Origin of the sequence: Caballeronia sp. dw_276, from assembly GCF_018449635.1 — a bacterium.
GTDB lineage: Bacteria > Pseudomonadota > Gammaproteobacteria > Burkholderiales > Burkholderiaceae > Caballeronia.
The window spans coordinates 1-17143 of sequence record NZ_JAAVUV010000012.1; the positions used below are offsets into that span (position 1 = coordinate 1).

The 17143-nt window shown below is 60.4% G+C and carries 15 protein-coding genes; 6 read left to right on the forward strand and 9 right to left on the reverse strand.

The genetic code is table 11. The annotated features are described in order from the left end of the window. Positions 1–283: 283 nt before the first annotated feature. The 3 genes from dalD (at position 284) to HB633_RS23315 (ending at position 4365) form a co-directional block, all read left to right on the forward strand. A complete protein-coding gene (gene dalD / locus HB633_RS23305; protein ID WP_213780496.1) occupies positions 284–1675 on the forward strand; it encodes a D-arabinitol 4-dehydrogenase in 1392 nt (463 codons plus the stop codon). 130 nt (positions 1676–1805) lie between these two features. Further along, complete coding sequence (gene xylB / locus HB633_RS23310) at positions 1806–3287, forward strand: xylulokinase (protein ID WP_213780497.1); 1482 nt, start codon at positions 1806–1808, stop codon at positions 3285–3287. 130 nt (positions 3288–3417) lie between these two features. Then, on the forward strand, positions 3418–4365 hold the full coding sequence (locus tag HB633_RS23315; protein ID WP_213780498.1) for a sugar-binding transcriptional regulator: 948 nt from the start codon (positions 3418–3420) through the stop codon (positions 4363–4365). Between the two features lie 65 nt (positions 4366–4430). Here HB633_RS23315 and ugpC read toward each other — a convergent pair whose 3' ends face one another. The 6 genes from ugpC to HB633_RS23345 form a co-directional block, all read right to left on the reverse strand. Continuing rightward, entirely contained in the window at positions 4431–5552 is a 1122-nt protein-coding gene (ugpC, locus tag HB633_RS23320; protein WP_213780499.1) for a sn-glycerol-3-phosphate ABC transporter ATP-binding protein UgpC, read from the reverse strand. A 49-nt stretch (positions 5553–5601) separates the two neighbouring features. Continuing rightward, positions 5602–6330: an HAD family phosphatase gene (locus HB633_RS23325; protein WP_213780664.1), complete on the reverse strand. Its 729-nt coding sequence runs from the start codon at positions 6328–6330 to the stop codon at positions 5602–5604. A gap of 40 nt (positions 6331–6370) precedes the next feature. Beyond that, entirely contained in the window at positions 6371–7219 is an 849-nt protein-coding gene (locus tag HB633_RS23330) for a carbohydrate ABC transporter permease (RefSeq protein ID WP_056351534.1), read from the reverse strand. Next, a complete protein-coding gene (locus HB633_RS23335) occupies positions 7216–8151 on the reverse strand; it encodes a sugar ABC transporter permease (protein WP_213780500.1) in 936 nt (311 codons plus the stop codon). Before HB633_RS23335 ends, HB633_RS23330 begins: the two co-directional genes overlap by 4 nt. Positions 8152–8274: 123 nt before the next feature. Beyond that, entirely contained in the window at positions 8275–9582 is a 1308-nt protein-coding gene (locus tag HB633_RS23340; protein ID WP_213780665.1) for a sugar ABC transporter substrate-binding protein, read from the reverse strand. A 194-nt stretch (positions 9583–9776) separates the two neighbouring features. Then, the gene (locus HB633_RS23345) at positions 9777–10550 is read right to left on the reverse strand and encodes an L-iditol 2-dehydrogenase (protein WP_213780501.1); all 774 of its coding nucleotides are present in this window, start codon (positions 10548–10550) and stop codon (positions 9777–9779) included. 333 nt (positions 10551–10883) lie between these two features. Here HB633_RS23345 and HB633_RS23350 point away from each other — a divergent pair, with 333 nt between their 5' ends. The 3 genes from HB633_RS23350 to HB633_RS23360 are packed head-to-tail and all read left to right on the forward strand — an operon-like array spanning position 10884 to position 13483. Further along, positions 10884–11780 carry a metal ABC transporter solute-binding protein gene (locus HB633_RS23350; RefSeq protein ID WP_213780502.1) on the forward strand — a complete coding sequence of 299 codons (897 nt, stop codon included), beginning with the start codon at positions 10884–10886 and terminating at the stop codon, positions 11778–11780. Positions 11781–11808: 28 nt separating this feature from the next. Further along, positions 11809–12708: an ABC transporter ATP-binding protein gene (locus tag HB633_RS23355; protein ID WP_213780503.1), complete on the forward strand. Its 900-nt coding sequence runs from the start codon at positions 11809–11811 to the stop codon at positions 12706–12708. Then, the gene (locus HB633_RS23360) at positions 12701–13483 is read left to right on the forward strand and encodes a metal ABC transporter permease (RefSeq protein WP_213780666.1); all 783 of its coding nucleotides are present in this window, start codon (positions 12701–12703) and stop codon (positions 13481–13483) included. The genes HB633_RS23355 and HB633_RS23360 overlap by 8 nt, the downstream gene beginning before the upstream one ends. A 47-nt stretch (positions 13484–13530) precedes the next feature. On the opposite strand, the gene fghA is transcribed toward HB633_RS23360, so the two are convergent. The 3 genes from fghA to HB633_RS23375 are packed head-to-tail and all read right to left on the reverse strand — an operon-like array spanning position 13531 to position 16762. After that, a complete protein-coding gene (fghA, locus tag HB633_RS23365; protein WP_213780504.1) occupies positions 13531–14376 on the reverse strand; it encodes an S-formylglutathione hydrolase in 846 nt (281 codons plus the stop codon). An 11-nt stretch (positions 14377–14387) separates the two neighbouring features. Further along, the gene (locus HB633_RS23370; RefSeq protein ID WP_056351514.1) at positions 14388–15494 is read right to left on the reverse strand and encodes an S-(hydroxymethyl)glutathione dehydrogenase/class III alcohol dehydrogenase; all 1107 of its coding nucleotides are present in this window, start codon (positions 15492–15494) and stop codon (positions 14388–14390) included. A gap of 29 nt (positions 15495–15523) precedes the next feature. Beyond that, positions 15524–16762 carry an AGE family epimerase/isomerase gene (locus HB633_RS23375; protein ID WP_213780505.1) on the reverse strand — a complete coding sequence of 413 codons (1239 nt, stop codon included), beginning with the start codon at positions 16760–16762 and terminating at the stop codon, positions 15524–15526. Positions 16763–17143 lie beyond the last annotated feature (381 nt).

The following is a 17143-nucleotide window of genomic DNA, read 5'->3' on the forward strand; positions in this document are numbered from 1 at the left end:
GGTGCTAAAGAGAACAGCCAAGACGGAACGCGCGAAGACCTAGAAAGCAGCAACCCAGCATCACCCCCACCCCCCGACCGCCCCAGCGCCAGCACCCACTTTTGCTGCATAGCGCCTTGACTTTCATCGAATCGAATACGATCATTCGCTCACACAACGAGCAAATGATCGTGGCGATGCAAAACCGGCGGTAGCCATCCGCCCAACCCCGCCGCGGCATGAGACACAGCACAGCACCGCGCCCGCCACCACCCGCGGTGCATCCAGATCAGAGGAAGACACCATGACGTCCGGAAACCAAACAACCGCCGATGTGATCCTGCACATCGGCGCGGGTTCTTTTCATCGCGCGCATCAGGCGTGGTACCTGCACAAACTGATCGAATCCGGCGATACCCAATGGTCACTGACCGTCGGCAATATTCGCGGCGACATGAACGCGGTGCTCGAAGCGCTTGCCGCGCAAAACGGCGCCTACACACTCGAAACCGTCACGCCGCAGGGCGAACGCAAATACGAAACCATCCGTTCGATCAAAAAGGTCGTGCCGTGGGCCGCAGACCTGAACGCGCTGGTCGCTGCGGGCGCGGCGCCGGAGTGTAAGATCGTATCGTTCACGGTGACCGAAGGCGGTTATTACCTCGATGAACACCACAAACTCGATACCGCCAATCCCGATCTCGCCGCCGACCTGAAAGGCGCGCGCACGACCATCTACGGCGCGCTCGCCGCGATCCTCGATGCCCGCATGAAGCAGAACGCGGGCAAAGTGACGCTGCAAAACTGCGACAACCTGCGCAGCAACGGCGACCGGTTCAAGGCCGGCATGCTCGAATTCCTGCAGCTGCGCGGCGAAACCGCGCTGCGCGACTGGATGATCGCGAATACGTCGTGCCCCAACGCAATGGTCGATCGCATCACGCCACGTCCCACGCCCGACGTCCGCGAACGCGTGCTGGCCGCCACCGGTTTCGACGACAAAGCTCCGGTCATGGGCGAAGCGTTCATCCAATGGGTGATCGAGGACGAATTCATCGCCGGACGCCCCGCTTGGGAAAAGGTCGGCGCCGAATTGGTTGAATCGGTTCATCCCTACGAGGAAGCCAAAATCCGCATCCTGAATGCCACGCATAGCTGCATCGCGTGGGCGGGGACGCTGGTCGGTTACCAATACATTCACGAAGGGACGCAAGACAAGGAAATCCGCGCTCTCGCCGATGACTACGTCACGCAAGACGTGATTCCGTGCCTCACGCCGAGCCCCATCGATTTGGCGAAATACCGCGATGTCGTGCTCGATCGCTTCGTCAATCCGTATATCCAGGACACGAACCAGCGCGTCGCCGCCGATGGCTTCTCAAAGATCCCGGGGTTTATCGCGCCGACGTTGCGTGAATGCTTCGCACGCAAGGCCGATCCCGACGCGACCGCCATGCTGCCCGCACTGTTCTTCCGTTTCCTCGAACGCTGGCACGAAGGCAAGTTGCCGTACGCGTATCAGGACGGCGTGATGGACGCAGCGACCGCGCACGCGTTCTTCGAAGCGGCCGATCCGGTGAAGGCTTTCGTCGCGGATAAATTGCTTTGGGGCAGCCTCGCGCAAAGCGCCGATCTCGAGCGAGTGCTGCGCGCCGCGCTTGGCCGTGTCGATGCATGGCTCGCGAAGCGCGCCTGAGCCGGCCGCGGCTAGCCCCTCCCATTCCACAACCGTCGTCCGGTGTTATGCCAATGGCGTAACACCGGCAGCGGCGCTACATTAGCGCCTCCGGTTTTCTCCGCTTCAAGCCTTCATCAAGGGTTCGTCCATGTATTTAGGCATCGATCTCGGCACCTCCGAAGTAAAAGTCCTGCTGCTCGCCGGCGACGGCAGCGTCATCGGCACAGCGGGTACGCCGTTCACCGTATCGCGTCCGAAACCGCGCTGGTCGGAACAAAATCCACTCGACTGGTGGGACGGCACGCGCGCCGCCCTCTTCGCCTTGCGCGATAAATTCCCGGAAGAATTCGCGCAGATTCGCGGTATCGGATTGTCGGGACAGATGCACGGCGCCGTGCTGCTCGATTCCGAAGATCGCGTGCTGCGTCCGGCGATTCTGTGGAACGACATGCGCAGCGACAAGGAATGCGACGAGCTGACGCAAACCGCGACGGAGTTGCATCGCATCGCCGGTAACCTCGCGATGCCCGGTTTCACCGCGCCCAAACTGCTTTGGGTGAAGCACAACGAGCCGGATATTTTCAACCGGACGGCATGCGTGCTGTTGCCGAAGGATTATCTGCGCCTGCATCTGACGGGCACGAAAGTGTCCGATCCATCCGATGCAGCGGGTACGTTATGGCTCGATGTCGCCCGCCGTGACTGGTCCGACGAACTGCTCGCCGCGTGCAGCATGACGCGCGCGCAAATGCCGGCGCTCGCCGAAGGCAGCGAACCGTCCGGCACGTTGTTGCCGGAACTCGCACGCGAACTCGGTTTGCGCGATGGCGTGATCGTCGCGGCCGGTGGTGGCGACAACGCGGCGAGCGCGGTGGGTATCGGTGCAACGGAACCGGGCGATGGATTCCTGTCGCTCGGGACATCGGGCGTGTTGTGCGTGGTGGGCGATCGCTTCCGGCCGAATCCGGCATCGGCGGTCCACGCGTTTTGCCACGCGATTCCCGACAGATGGCATCAGATGAGCGTGGTGTTATCGGCGGCGAGTTGTTTGCGCTGGGTCTGCAAACTGACCTCCACCGACGAACCCACCCTGCTCGCCGAAATCGAAGCACTCGATCCCGCCGCGCTTGAAATCGCGCCGCTGTTCCTGCCGTATCTCAGCGGTGAACGCACGCCGCACAACGACCCGTACGCACAAGGCGTGTTCTTCGGCATGACGCACGCCACCGATCGCGCGTTGCTCGGTTATGCGGTGCTCGAAGGCGTGACGCTGGCGCTGACCGATGGCCTCGATGCATTGCAGGCGGCCGGCACGGAAGTGCACGCGTTGTCATTGTTGGGCGGCGGTGCGCGCAGCAAATACTGGGGCCAGTTATTGGCCGATGCCCTCAACACCCGCACACGCACGCACGGCGGCGGCGAGACCGGCGCGGCATTGGGCGCTGCACGTCTCGGCTGGCTTGCAGCAGGCGGCGATCCCGCTGTCGTTCTGGCGAAACCGCCGGTGAAGGACGAATTCATTCCAAACGCGGAACGTCACGCGATCCTGCGGCAACGGCTGAAGGGTTTCCGCGAGTTGTACCAGCACGTGAAGCCCTTGTTCGATCCGGCGCGTCCGCGGCTCGCCTGAAAATTCGGCGCGGAAGGTTTTCAACAAAACCCTCCGCACCGAGCGTGCACAATATCGATAAATCCGCGCGCCCTCCCCGGCGCGCGATCTACATTTGCATTCGATATAAACGACCTGACATCGAGCTCCCGTGCCCAAGTCCAACGAAAAACTCGATCTCGCCACCCGCGCCGCGTGGCTCTATTACGTCGCGGGAAACACCCAGAACGAAATCGCAGAGAAGCTGCAGATCTCGCGTCCCGTCGCGCAACGGCTTGTCGCTTTCGCCGTGGAAAAGAACCTGATTCGCGTGCGCGTGGATCATCGCGTGGCGGATTGTCTGTCGCTGGCGGCGCAGTTATCGAAGCGATACGGCTTGTCGATGTGCGAAGTCGTGCCCATCGACGGCGACTCGCCCGAGCAAGTGGATCGCAAGCTGGCGGTCGCGGGCGCGCAAGTCATGGAGCGTTATCTCACCGATGAAAAACCGCTGGTCATCTCGATCAGCAGCGGCCGCACGCTCAAGGCCGTAGTCGCGCAAATCGGGCAACTGGAGCGCCCGCAACACAGATTGGTCTCGATGGTCGGGGCAATCGCCCAGGACGGCTCCTCGAACCGATACGACGTCGCGCAGCATCTATCAGAAAAGACCGGCGGCAAGCACTTCATGCTGCCCGCGCCGTTGATGGCCGACAGCCGTGACGAGCGCGCGCAATGGGTAAATCACCGCTTGTACAGGATCGTTGATGCGTTGTCCGAGAATGCCGATGTGGCGTTTGTGGGGATCGGCAACATGGGGATCAACTGCCCGTTGCACGAGGACGGGTTCATCACGACAGCGGAAGTCGAAGAGATGATGGAAGGCGGCGCCGTGGCCGAACTGCTCGGTTTGCCTATCGATGCAGAAGGCGTCCGGGTTAAATCGACAACCGGCGAGCGCGTAACGAGCTTGCGGCTCGACGCGCCGCCGATGCGTCCGACCATCGGCTTTGCCGGTGGAGTGAGAAAACGCGCTGCGGTGATTGCGGCGTTGAAAGGGAAATGGCTGTCGGGGTTGGTGACGGATGAGTTGTGCGCGCAGGCTGCTTTAGAAGCCTGATTTACGCGCCGTGAACGAACAAACGCCCGGGCATGCCGGGCGTTCGTTTATGCGCGCTCAGACAATCAAGCCGCCGACAACACCTCGACGATCTTCCGTTGATACGCGATCCCTTCGGCATTGAACAGGTGGCAATGCTCGGGCATTGCACCGAGCTTCAGCACCTCGCCGCGCGAATGGCGTTCGAGCGGCGGAATCCGGGCGATGATCCCCTCCGGCGCCACCGATGACTCTGCGTACAAATACGCGGCATCGCCGAGCGATTCGACGGCCATCGTCTTCGCCGATACCCCATGCTCAACGGTCGCCGCCGTCCCCGCATGGAGATGCTCCGCACGAATCCCGACCGTCACCGAATCGCCGACCTTGACGTTGCCCGGCTCAACTGCGGCGCGTTGCGTCTCGCCCGTTTCATACTTCACCAGCACGCCATCGCTGAGAACTTGCGTGACTTCGCCATTGAAGAAATTCATCTTCGGCGAGCCGATAAAACCCGCCACGAACTTGTTCTGCGGCGCGTGATAAAGCTGGTTCGGCGTGCCGACCTGCTCAACATTCCCCGCCGACAACACCACGATCTTGTCCGCGAGCGTCATGGCTTCGACCTGATCGTGCGTCACGTAGATCATCGTGGTCTTCAGCTCGTCGTGCAGGCGCGCGAACTCGAGGCGCATCTTCACGCGCAACGCGGCGTCGAGGTTGGAAAGCGGTTCATCGAAGAGGAACACTTTCGGCTTGCGCGTGATCGCCCGGCCGATAGCAACACGCTGACGCTGACCGCCGGACAATTGCTTGGGCTTTCTATCGAGCAAATGATCGATGTGCAAAATCTTCGCGGCCTGCTTCACGGCTGCATCGATTTCCGGCTTCTTCGTGCCCGCGAGCTTCAGACCAAATGCCATGTTGTCGTACAGCGTCATGTGCGGGTACAGCGCGTACGACTGGAACACCATCGCAATGCCGCGCTTGGCGGGTGGCACATCGTTCACGCGCACGCCGTCGATGGTCAGGTCGCCGCCGCTGATGTCTTCCAGGCCGGCGATCATCCGCATCAGGGTGGACTTGCCGCAACCGCTCGGCCCCACGAACACGACGAACTCACCGTCGGCGATATCGAGGTTCACGCTGCGAATCACTTCGGTTTCTTCGTAGCGCTTGTTGATGTTGCGCAGATTCAGGCTTGCCATGATGGAGTCTCCGTCTTTAACTTCGCTTTGTTTTCTGCGAGCACGAGGCTCAGGGCAGTTCAAAGCTTGCGTTTTGCAGCCACTGTTCGACAAGCGCGGGGAGCTGCCCCATTTCGTCGAACACGACACTTGCGCCAGCACGTTTCAGCGCATCGATTTGTCCTTCACTTGCATGACCGCCGCCCACAAAACCCAGCACGGTCATGCCCGCCGCCGCGGCCGCCGTCACGCCGGTCACGCTGTCTTCCACCACCACGCAACGCGCCGGCGCGACCCGCAACGTGCGCGCCGCCGAGAGATACACGTCGGGCGCGGGTTTTGGATTTGCCACGGTATCGGCGCAAAAAAGACGTTCGCCGAAATAGCGCACGAGGCCCGTGCGGCTCAGCACCGCTTCTACATACGACGTAAAACTGTTGCTCGCGCAAGCCTTCCTCAACGCGATGCGGCCAAGCGCTGCATCGATACCATCGACCGCCGGCGCTTCCACCGCCGACGCTTCGACGACCGCACGGATTGCATCGATCTGCGCGGCATCGAGCGTTTTTCCGAGCGTTTCAGCCGAGCGCCTCAACACCGTTTCAATGCGCAGCCCGAGCAGCGGCGTGACGATGGGTTCAGCGTCCACGCCGGGCCAGAGCGCCTCGATCTGCTGCACGAGCATGCGGCCCGCAATGGCTTCGCTGTCGATCAGCACGCCATCGCAATCGCAGATCAACAGGTGATCGTCATGGGCAGCGGCTGCACTGGATGCATCCGCTGCGCCGGCTTGGGACAAGTTCAAGTTCACTGGATCGGCCTCTAAAGTGCTACGAGTGCTACTTCACTGCGCCGAAGGTCAGGCCGCGCACGAGTTGTTTCTGCGACAGCCAGCCGACGATCAGGATTGGCGCCACCGCCAGCAACGACGCCGCCGAGAGCTTGGCCCAGAACAAACCTTCAGGACTCGAATACGACGCAATAAAAACAGTCAGCGGCGCTGCGTTCGAGCTCGACAAGTTGATGCTCCAGAAGGCCTCGTTCCATGACAGGATCACGAGCAGCAGGCCCGTTGAAGCCAGTCCCGGCAAGGACATGGGCATGAGCAAGTAGACGATTTCCTGCCACGTCGCCGCGCCATCTATACGCCCTGCTTCCAGAATGTCGCGCGGGATTTCGTTGAAGTACGTGTACGACATCCACACGGCGATCGGCAGATTGATGAGCGTATAAACGATGATCAAACCCCACACCGTGTCGAGCATGCCGGTGTTCTTCCACAGCAAGTAGATCGGCACGAGCACGCCCACCGACGGCATCATCTTCGTCGACAGCATCCACAGCAAAACTTTCTGCGTTTTCTTGGTCGGGAAGAACGCCATTGCATAGGCGCACGGCACGGCAAGCAACAAGCAGATCACCGTGACGCCCACCGAGATCAGGATGGAATTCCACGCGAACGCAAAGTAATTACTGCGCGCGAAGACCTCGCGGAAGCTGTCGAGCGTCGGCGTGAAAAAGAGCGACGACGAATACGCCTGCTGTTCCGTCTTGAATGCCGTGATGGTCATCCAGAAGATCGGGAAAAACAGCAGCAGGGCGAACAGCCACGCAATCACGCCCAGCACGCTGCGCTTCAACGTATCGATAAATGGCGCCGATGTTGTTGCAGTCACGGGATGGCTCATGATTCGTACTCCCCTTTCAGGTTCTTCGAGAGCATCCGCACGAGGAAGAACGCCACGATGTTCGCCAGCACGACCGCCAGAATGCCGCCCGCCGATGCCAGGCCGACGTCGAATTGTTGCAAGCCGAGCGAGTAGATCAGGTACGACAGGTTGGTCGTCGCGGTGCCGGGACCGCCGCCGGTTGTCGTATAGATTTCCGCGAAGATCGACAGCAGGAAAATGGTTTCCATCATCACGACCACGGCAATCGCGCGCTTCAAGTGCGGCAGCGTGATGTAAAAGAACATCGAGAAAGCGCCTGCACCGTCAATCCGCGCCGCTTCCTTCTGCTCTTGATCCAGCGACTGGATCGCCGTGAAGAGAATCAGGAACGCGAACGGCAGCCATTGCCACGCGACAATCATGATCACGGCAAAGAGCGGATACTCGCCGAACCAGTCGATCGGCTGCATGCCCATCGATCGCATTGCTGAAGCGACCAGTCCGTACACCGGATGCAGGATCATGTTCTTCCAGATCAGCGCGCTGACCGTGGGCATGACGAAGAACGGCGCGATCACCAGCAAGCGCGCAATGCCCTGCCCAATGAACTTCCGGTCGAACAACACCGCGAGCAGCACGCCGCCGATCACGGTGATCGCTAGCACGGAGCCGATCAGCACCAGCGTATGAACGATCGATGGCCCAAACGCTGGATCGGTCGCAAGAAACTCGTAGTTATCGATACCCGCAAAACCCTTTACGTCCGGGTTCAGCAAGTTGTATTTCGAGAACGAATACCAGATGGTCATCGCAAGCGGGATGGCCATCCACAGGAACAATACGGCGGTCGATGGCGTGATCAGCCAGCGCACCGACTTCGCGCGTTTCTTGTCGCGCTCGGCCGCGGACTCCGCGTACGTATTCGATATGGGGGGATTAAGTTGACTCATGGTCGTGTCACCTCTCGATGAAGCGCAGGCCGCGCGCGTGGCCCTTCCAACGAAGAGCGGCGCGGCCTGCTGTACTACATTAGGCGCCAGGAGTGTGGGCCTCGACTGCTAGAGCGTGCTTGATTACTTCTGATAGCCGGCTTGCTTCACCGCACGGTCCGCGGCTGCGTTACCCGCTTTCAGCGCTGCGTCCACAGTCGTTTGTCCTGCAACCACGCCGGCAATCGACTGGCCAACTACCGTGCCGAACGACTGGAATTCCGGAATGCCGACGAACTGGACGCCGGTGTACGGGATCTTCTTCATCGAAGAATCATTCGGGTTAGCCGATTCAATTGCGTTCAACACGAAGTCGCCAAACGGCGCGGCCTTCTTGTAGTCGGCATTGGCGTACGTCGACTTGCGCGTGCCCGGAGGAACCGATGCCCAGCCTTCATCCTTCGCGGCCAGCTGGATGTATTCCTTCGATGTCGCCCACGTCGCGAACTTCTTCGCAGCGTCTTGCGACTTCGACGTCTTCGGAATCGCCAGCGACCACGACCACAACCAGTGCGAGCCCTTCGGCGTCACGGCAACCGGCGCTGCGGCAAAACCAATCTTGTCCGCGACTTGCGATTGCGACTTGTTGTAGAGCATGCCGGCTGCAACCGTTGCATCGATCCACATCGCGCACTTGCCCGATGACATCAGTGTCAGGTTTTCATTGAAGCCGTTCGAGCTGGCTCCCGGAGGGCCATCGTTTTTCAGCAGGTCGGAGTAGAACGTGATGGCCTTGTGCCATTCCGGCGTATCGAGTTGCGCCTTCCAGTTCTCGTCGAACCAGCGGCCGCCGTACGTGTTCACGAGCGTCGACACGAACGCCATGTTCTCGCCCCAACCCGCTTTACCGCGCAAGCAGATGCCGTACTGGCCTTTGGCTTTGTCGGTGAGCTTGTCGGCGAATTGCTTGATCTGGTCGTAAGTCGGTTGATCCGGCATCTTCAGGCCAGCGGCTTCGAACAAATCCTTGCGGTAATACGTCATCGAGCTTTCGACGTAGAACGGCAGCGCGTACAACTGGCCGTTATACGAGAGACCGTCGCGCGCGGTCTTCACCACGTCGTCGAGATCGTAGTCAGCCGGGAGATTCGTCATTGGCACGAGCCAGCCGCGCTTGCCCCATTGCGGCGCTTCATACGTGCCGATCGCCATCACGTCGAACTGACCGCTGTTCGTGGTGATGTCGGTGGTGGCGCGCTGACGAAGCACGTTCTCTTCCAGGATGACCCACTTGAGCTGGATATCCGGATTGGCTTTTTCAAACGCCGGCGACAGCTTCTTCAACTCGATCATGTCCGGGTTGTTGAGTGTCGCGATGGTCACGGTCGCGGCCTTCGAAGCAACCGGCACAAGCGCGGCCGCGGCAAATGCGGCGCACGCGAACGAGCGCATCGGCAGGTTTTTAAGAGTGAATGTGGCGCGTTTCATGTTGTTTCGTCTCCTTTATCGTTAGCACGGCGCTCGTGCTGCGGGCTTGCATGACGCGTCGATCATCGGCTGATCGGATTGATACGGGCTACTACATACTTTCTGGTACTCGTGAAACTTGAATTCGTAGCGGGCGGTTTCATGACCGCACCAAGCACTCAGCTCATCCAGTTGCCGCCATCGACATTCAGCGTCTGCGCGGTGATGTAATCCGAATCCGCCGATACCAGGAACAAGGCCGCGCCCGTCAGATCGTTCGGCAGGCCCATGCGTCCAAGCGGTACGGCTTCGCCAACCAGACGCTTCTTTTCGCCGAGCGGACGGTTTTCATACTTCGCGAAAAGCGCATCGACGGTTTCCCACATGGGGGTATCGACCACGCCCGGCGCGATGCTGTTCACGTTGATGCCATGTTGCGCAAGACCCAGCGCCGCCGATTGCGTGTAGCTGATCACGGCGGCCTTGGTTGCGCAATAGTGGGAAACTAGCGCCTCGCCGCGACGGCCGGCTTGCGACGACATATTGACGATCTTGCCGCCACGCCCTTGCTTGACCATTTGCTGCGCGACGAGCTGCATCAGGAAGAACATGCCCTTCACGTTCACCGCAAAGAGGCGATCGAAGATATCCCAGGATTCATCGAGGATCGGGCGCATGTCGAACAGCGCCGCGTTGTTGTACAGGATGTCGATGCCGCCGAATTTATCGACGGTGGACGAGACGATGCGCTCGAGATCTTCACGCTTGGTGACATCGGCTTTGACGGCGAGCACGTTGCCCGCGTAGTCCGAAAAACGTTGCGCCAGTTCGGCTTCGTCTTTCAGATCGACGACGACAACTTTTGCGCCTTCGTCCAGAAATCGTTTGGTGACCGCTTCGCCAATCCCGCTGGCCGCACCCGTCACGATAGCTACCTTGTCCTGCAATTTCACGGTTGTCTCCGGTTCGTCTTTGGCCGCTTTATCCACTTGGACAGTGAGCGAACGCTCTTTGCGTGATCAATTGCTCTCTGCGTGGTCGAATGATCGGCGACGAGTGAGGCGGTGTCAAGGCGCGTTGCCATGTTTCGATGCTGCGACGCGCAAAGCCCCTCAAAACTGCGGGAAAACCCCAACCGGCGCGGCTTTGCACGAAGCGTGCGCACGCCTGGAAGCGTCCAGGCCATCGCTTTGGAACACGTCCGCTGATGCAAAACACAGTGATACGTTATATCATCGCCGACGATTCGACTGACCCGCCTCTCCTCCAATCTTCCAGGAAATGCCATGAGCAAACTTGTCGCCGCCTTATTGACCTGCACCGCCCTTTTGTCCGCGAGCTTTGGCGGCACGGCCATGGCGCAAACAGCGTCCAGCGGTACGGTCGCGGTGGTCGCGGCCGAGAATTTCTATGGCGACGTCGTGCGGCAACTCGGCGGCGATCACGTCGCGGTGACGAGCATCCTGAGCAACCCGGACGAAGATCCGCATCTCTTCGAAGCCAGCCCGAAGACCGCGCGCGCGTTGCAGAACGCGGCGCTTGTCGTGTATAACGGCGCCGACTACGATCCGTGGATGGACAAGCTGCTGGCGGCATCGAAGGGAAAAGGGCGCACGACGATCGTCGCGGCCCAACTGATGGGCAAGAAATCCGGCGATAATCCTCACCTTTGGTACGACCCGGCCACCATGCCCACGGTCGCGAAAGCGGTCAGCGCGTATCTGGTCCAGGCGGACCCGGCGCACAAAGCCGACTACGATGCACGCCTGAGCACCTTTTTGGCATCGGTGAAACCCATCGATACGCGGGTCGCCGCGCTCAAAAGCCAGTTCAAGGGCGTGCCCGTGACGGCGACGGAACCGGTGTTCGGTTATATGTCGGACGCGATTGGCCTCGATATGCGCAATGCCCGCTTCCAGCTTGCCGCCATGAACGATACGGAACCGAGCGCGTCGGATATCGCCGCATTCGAAAAGGATTTGCGCGAGCGTCAGGTGCACGTGCTGATCTATAACAGTCAGGCAACGGAAGCACTGACCAAGCGCATGCTGAAAGTAGCGCACGATTCACACGTGCCGAGCATCAGCGTCACCGAGACGCTGCCCGCCGGCAAGACCTTCCAGACATGGATGACCTCGCAGCTCGACGCGTTGTCGGCTGCGTTGCAGGGAAAGACGAGATGAGTGTTTGGATGTTCGGGGATGCGTCTCGATGAACGCATCGATCAAAGCGGGCGCGCTGGACGTCGAGCACGTCACGCTTGAACTCGGCGGCCGGCCGATCCTGAAGGATGCGAGCTTCAATGTCGCGGCGGGTGAGTTTATCGGCGTGCTGGGGCCCAATGGCGCCGGCAAGACCACGCTCATGCGCGCAATGCTTGGGCTTCTGCCCTTGTCCAAAGGCACGATCCGCGTGAACGGCGTGGCGGTTGTACGCGGCAATGCGTCGATTGGTTATATGCCGCAGATTCGCAGCGGTCTTGCCGGCCGGCGCGTGCGTGGCCGCGATTTTGTCGCGATGGCCGCCGATGGTCATCGCTGGGGTTTGCCGCGCACGAGTGCTGCGGCAAAGGCGGATGTGGATCGGGTGCTCGATCTCGTCGATGGCCGCGCGCTCGCCGCACGGCCTTTGTCGGAGTTGTCGGGCGGCGAACGACAGCGTCTGCTGCTCGCGCAATGCCTGCTGGGCGACCCAAAACTCCTTCTCCTCGATGAACCCCTGATCAGCCTCGACCCGCGTCATCAAACCGGCGTTGTCGATCTCGTGCGGCGCGTGCAACGCGAGCTCGGCATTACCGTCTTGTTTTCGGCGCACGAGCTTAATCCGCTGCTCAACTCCATCGATCGGGTGCTGTACCTCGGCAATGGCCGGGCGGCGCTTGGCACTATCGATGAAGTCATTACAAAGCCGGTGCTCTCGCAGCTTTATGGTTCGCCCATCGACGTGATGCGCGTGAACGGCCGCATCTTTGTCATGGCCGGCGATGTGGAAGTCGACAAGCTCGATCACGCGCACGAAGACGGTCCGGACGGCCATTCGCATTCTCACGACCACGATCATGGACACGATCACGGTCATCACCATTCCGGAACGCATTCCCACGATGTTTGAATACGAATTCATGCGCAACGCCTTCGCGGCGTCGGGGATTGTCGCGGTGCTGGCGGGCATTGTCGGGTACTTTCTGGTGCTGCGCGGGCAGACGTTCGCAGGTCATGCGTTGTCCCACGTTGGCTTTACCGGCGCGACCGGCGCGGTGCTCGTCGGCGTATCGCCGCTCTGGGGCATGATCGGTTTTACGCTCGTTGCGGGCGTCGGCATGGGCGCGCTGGGCGAAAAGCTGACCGGACGAGATGTCGCCATCGGCGTGATCCTGTCTTTATCGCTGGGATTTGGGTTGTTGTTCCTGCACTTCTTTACCGCCTATGCAAGCCAGGCGACCGCGCTGCTTTTCGGCAACGTGCTGGGCGTGAGTCATGAGACTTTAGTTGTGCTGGTTGGGCTCGCCGTGGTCAGTCTCGGCGCGCTGGCCGTGATCATGCGGCCGTTGTTGTTTGCATCGCTACAGCCTGAGCTGGCCGAGGCCAAGGGGGTATCGCTGCGGCTCGTGTCCGTGCTCTTTCTCGCGATCACGGCGCTGGCGGTGGCGGCATCGACGCAAATTGTCGGCGTATTGCTCGTGTTCGCGCTGATGGTCGGACCGGCCGCGGCGGCGCAAAACGTGGCGACGCGCTTGTCGACCGGCGTATTGCTCGCGGCGGTTTTCGCGCTGGGGCAAGCGTGGGTGGGTTTGACGCTGGCGTATTACACCGATTGGCCAACAAGCTTCTGGATCACGATGCTGTCGGCAGGGGTTTATGGGGTGAGTTTGTTCGGGCGGAGATAGGCAGCAGTTTTTGGGAAGCGAGTTGCGCGCTTCCGCCTGAGGCCACCTCACCCGCACAACGTCCGCGCATGAAACGCCACGTGCTCGCCGATAAACGTCGAGATGAAGTAATACCCGTGGTCATATCCTTCATGCCGGCGCAGCGTCACTGCCTGCCCCGCCGCCTTCGCGGCCGCCTCGAAGATCTCCGGATGCAATTGCGTGGCGAGGAAGTTATCGGCGAGACCCTGGTCGATCAAAATCCCTGCATCGAACTTCGCCTTCGCGTGTTTCACCAGTTCGCTCGCGTCGTACTGCTTCCACGCTTCCCGGTCGTCACCCAGATAACCTGAAAACGCCTTCTCGCCCCAAGGGCATTGCGAAGGCGCGGCAATCGGCGCGAACGCCGACACCGACTTGTAAATATCCGGATTTTTCAGCGCCAGAACCAGCGCGCCGTGACCGCCCATCGAATGGCCGAAGATGCCCAGCCGGTCTTCACGCACTGGCAATTCTGCCAGCACCGTCGTGCGCAATTCCTGCGTCACGTACGAATACATCCGGTAGTTTTGCGCCCACGGGTCCTGCGTGGCATCGACGTAAAAACCCGCGCCCACGCCGAAGTCCCATGCCGCACTTTCATTCGGCACGCCGGCGCCGCGCGGACTCGTATCCGGCGCGATCAGCGCAATGCCGTGCTCCGTTGCATAACGCTGCGCGCCGGCCTTGATCGCGAACGTCTCCTCGGTACATGTAAGGCCCGCGAGATAAAACAACGCGGGCACCTTGCCGTGTGCGGATTGCGGCGGCAGGAACACCGAGAAGCGCATCGGCAGGCCGATGGTTTGCGAGTCGTGCTTGTAAGTGCGCTGCACGCCGCCAAAGCAGCGATGTTCTTCCACGAGTTCCAGCATCGTCGTCATCCTCAGTAAAGAACCACCGAGCGGATCGACTCGCCCTTTTTCATCAGATCGAAGCCTTCGTTGATGCGCTCGAGCGGCAACGTGTGCGTGATCAGGTCGTCGATATTGATCTTGCCTTCCATATACCAGTCGACAATCTTCGGCACATCCGTGCGTCCACGCGCGCCGCCGAACGCCGAGCCTTTCCACTCGCGGCCGGTCACGAGCTGGAACGGCCGCGTCGAGATTTCCTCGCCCGCCGCCGCCACGCCGATGATGAACGATTGTCCCCAACCCTTGTGCGTGCATTCGAGCGCCTGGCGCATCACCTTCGTGTTGCCGATACATTCGAACGAATAATCCGCGCCGCCATCGGTCAACTGCACGATGTGATCGACGACGTTGGGCACTTCGTTCGGGTTGATGAAGTGCGTCATGCCGAACTTCTTCGCGAGTTCCACGCGCCCCGGATTCAGATCGACGCCGATGATCTTGTCCGCGCCCACCATCTTCGCGCCCTGGATCACGTTCAAGCCGATACCGCCCAGCCCGAACACGACCACGTTCGCGCCCGCCTCGACTTTTGCCGAATACACGACAGCGCCCACGCCCGTCGTCACGCCGCAACCGATGTAGCAGATCTTGTCGAACGGCGCGTCTTCACGCACCTTCGCCACCGCGATTTCCGGCACGACGATGTAGTTCGAAAACGTCGATGTCCCCATGTAATGGAACAGCGGCTTTCCGTCGATGGAAAAACGCGACGTTGCGTCCGGCATCAGACCACGGCCTTGCGTGGAACGGATGGCCTGGCACAGGTTGGTCTTGCGCGAGAGGCAAAATTTGCACTGGCGGCATTCGGGCGTGTAGAGCGGAATGACGTGATCGCCTTTCCTCAATGTGCCGACGCCCGGACCGACATCGACGACGATTCCCGCGCCTTCATGCCCGAGAATCGCCGGAAAAATGCCTTCCGGGTCCGCGCCCGAGAGCGTGTAGTAATCGGTGTGGCAGATGCCCGTGGCTTTTACTTCAATCAACACTTCGCCGGCGCGCGGCCCTTCAAGATCCACTTCCTCGATGGTCAGCGGCTTTCCGGCTTCCCATGCAATGGCGGCTTTCGTCTTCATGTGTCCAACTCCTTTCGTTGATCGTAGATTCAGGGGTTTTTGAGGTCGCGCTCGATTACGTTCAGTACTTCGTAGCATGCGCCCATTGTGTGATAGTCGACCTTGCCGGCCGGGCTTTTCTCGTCGCTGTATTTGCTGTTGTCGCGCGCGAGAATTCTGTACCACGCGCCCCACTTATGGTCGACAAAGTGTTCCCAGCTATAGGCCCACAAGCGGTCGTAATCGTTCCAGTAGCGGGTCGCGGCGGCGGCGCCGTCACGCGCGGCGCGATCGGCGAGCAACGCGGCTGTTGCCAGCGATTCGGCCTGGACCCAGAAATACTTGTCTTCGTCGTAGAACTTGCCTTCGACGTCGAAGCCATAAACCATGCCGCCGTGCTCGTGGTCCCACGAGAGTTCCATGGCTTTATCGAAGAGTTCGCGGGCGCGCTTCACATGCCAAGCTTCCGGACGATGCCGGTCCAGGATCAGCAGCAGTTTCGCCCATTCCGTCTGATGGCCCGGCTGGAATCCCCACGGGCGGAAGATATTGGTCTTGTCGCCCTTGTTGTATTCCCAGTCCACCGACCAGTCCGGCTTGTAGTGTTCCCATACAAGCCCGCCAGCAAGCGCGGCCTGACGGTTCACCATGTTGTCGGCGAGGAGCGCGGCGCGATCGAGATAACGCACGTCCTTCGATGCCTCGAATGCGGCCAGCATCGCTTCGCAGGCGTGCATGTTGGCGTTCTGCCCGCGATAGTCCGACACCACCCAGTCCGCGCTTGCTTCGTCCTTGTATAAACCGTGCTCGGCGTCCCAGAAGCGCGTTTCCATCAGGTCCCACGTCTCTTCCAGATACGCACGCGCTTCTTCGAAACCGGCTTCGAGCGCCTTCGCGTACGCGAGTACGACAAACGCGAGGCCGTAGCAATGATTCGTGCCGTCGGTGACATCGCGGCCATCGAGCGTCCATGCATAACCGCCCGTTTCCGGATTCCGATGAAACTCGCGCAAATATTCGATGCCATGCCGCACGCCGCCACGATATTCATCGAGGCCGAAATGCTTGTACGCCATTGCATAGGTGAAAACGAAGCGCGTACTCGATACAAGGTGCCGCGTCCTGCGATCGTAGACCGTGCCGTTGTCCTTGTAGAAATGATAGAAACCGCCGGCCGGATCCATGCAATGCGGGTGATAGAACGTCATCGTGCGTAGCGCGTGATCCAGCAGAAACTCGCGCGAGCGGAAATCGGGAAAGGGAGTGTGGGGCTTCGAGGTATCGGGCATTTGTATGAGGTCTTCGTGCTGCTTGTAAGGTCGCGTGCGGCGTTAGTTTAAGCGCAGGTGCAAAGCGCGTTTCAAAAGCGCCAAAAAACATTCGAAAACCCGGTTGCGACGGGTTAACCCCGTGCCCTCTCCCAGTCTTCACAAAACGCACTATGCGTCGCGGCCGATAACCATCATAACCACGCCTCGCATATGAGAACCCGCGTTCGCACGACGTAAATCGTTCAACGCCCGCCAGTCAACGCTTCGCCGCGCCACACGCAATGTTAAGCCACTCGGGCCATATCAGCCCGGCTAAGGGGGCCATACGCCAACGTCGACTTGTTCTTGCTTTTTAAGCCACTTACCTTGGATCGCTCAAACAAGACGCCCGGATTGCAC

Excerpts from the sequence above, each read along its gene's own strand:
- HB633_RS23350 (WP_213780502.1), top strand. The coding sequence starts at position 10,884 with ATGAGCAAACTTGTCGCCGCCTTATTGACCTGCACCGCCCTTTTGTCC.
- ugpC (WP_213780499.1), bottom strand. The coding sequence starts at position 5,552 with ATGGCAAGCCTGAATCTGCGCAACATCAACAAGCGCTACGAAGAAACC.
- HB633_RS23355 (WP_213780503.1), top strand. The coding sequence starts at position 11,809 with ATGAACGCATCGATCAAAGCGGGCGCGCTGGACGTCGAGCACGTCACG.
- HB633_RS23360 (WP_213780666.1), top strand. The coding sequence starts at position 12,701 with ATGTTTGAATACGAATTCATGCGCAACGCCTTCGCGGCGTCGGGGATT.
- HB633_RS23335 (WP_213780500.1), bottom strand. The coding sequence starts at position 8,151 with ATGAGTCAACTTAATCCCCCCATATCGAATACGTACGCGGAGTCCGCG.
- HB633_RS23370 (WP_056351514.1), bottom strand. The coding sequence starts at position 15,494 with ATGAAGACGAAAGCCGCCATTGCATGGGAAGCCGGAAAGCCGCTGACC.
- dalD (WP_213780496.1), top strand. The coding sequence starts at position 284 with ATGACGTCCGGAAACCAAACAACCGCCGATGTGATCCTGCACATCGGC.
- xylB (WP_213780497.1), top strand. The coding sequence starts at position 1,806 with ATGTATTTAGGCATCGATCTCGGCACCTCCGAAGTAAAAGTCCTGCTG.
- fghA (WP_213780504.1), bottom strand. The coding sequence starts at position 14,376 with ATGCTGGAACTCGTGGAAGAACATCGCTGCTTTGGCGGCGTGCAGCGC.
- HB633_RS23340 (WP_213780665.1), bottom strand. The coding sequence starts at position 9,582 with ATGCGCTCGTTCGCGTGCGCCGCATTTGCCGCGGCCGCGCTTGTGCCG.
- HB633_RS23375 (WP_213780505.1), bottom strand. The coding sequence starts at position 16,762 with ATGCCCGATACCTCGAAGCCCCACACTCCCTTTCCCGATTTCCGCTCG.
- HB633_RS23330 (WP_056351534.1), bottom strand. The coding sequence starts at position 7,219 with ATGAGCCATCCCGTGACTGCAACAACATCGGCGCCATTTATCGATACG.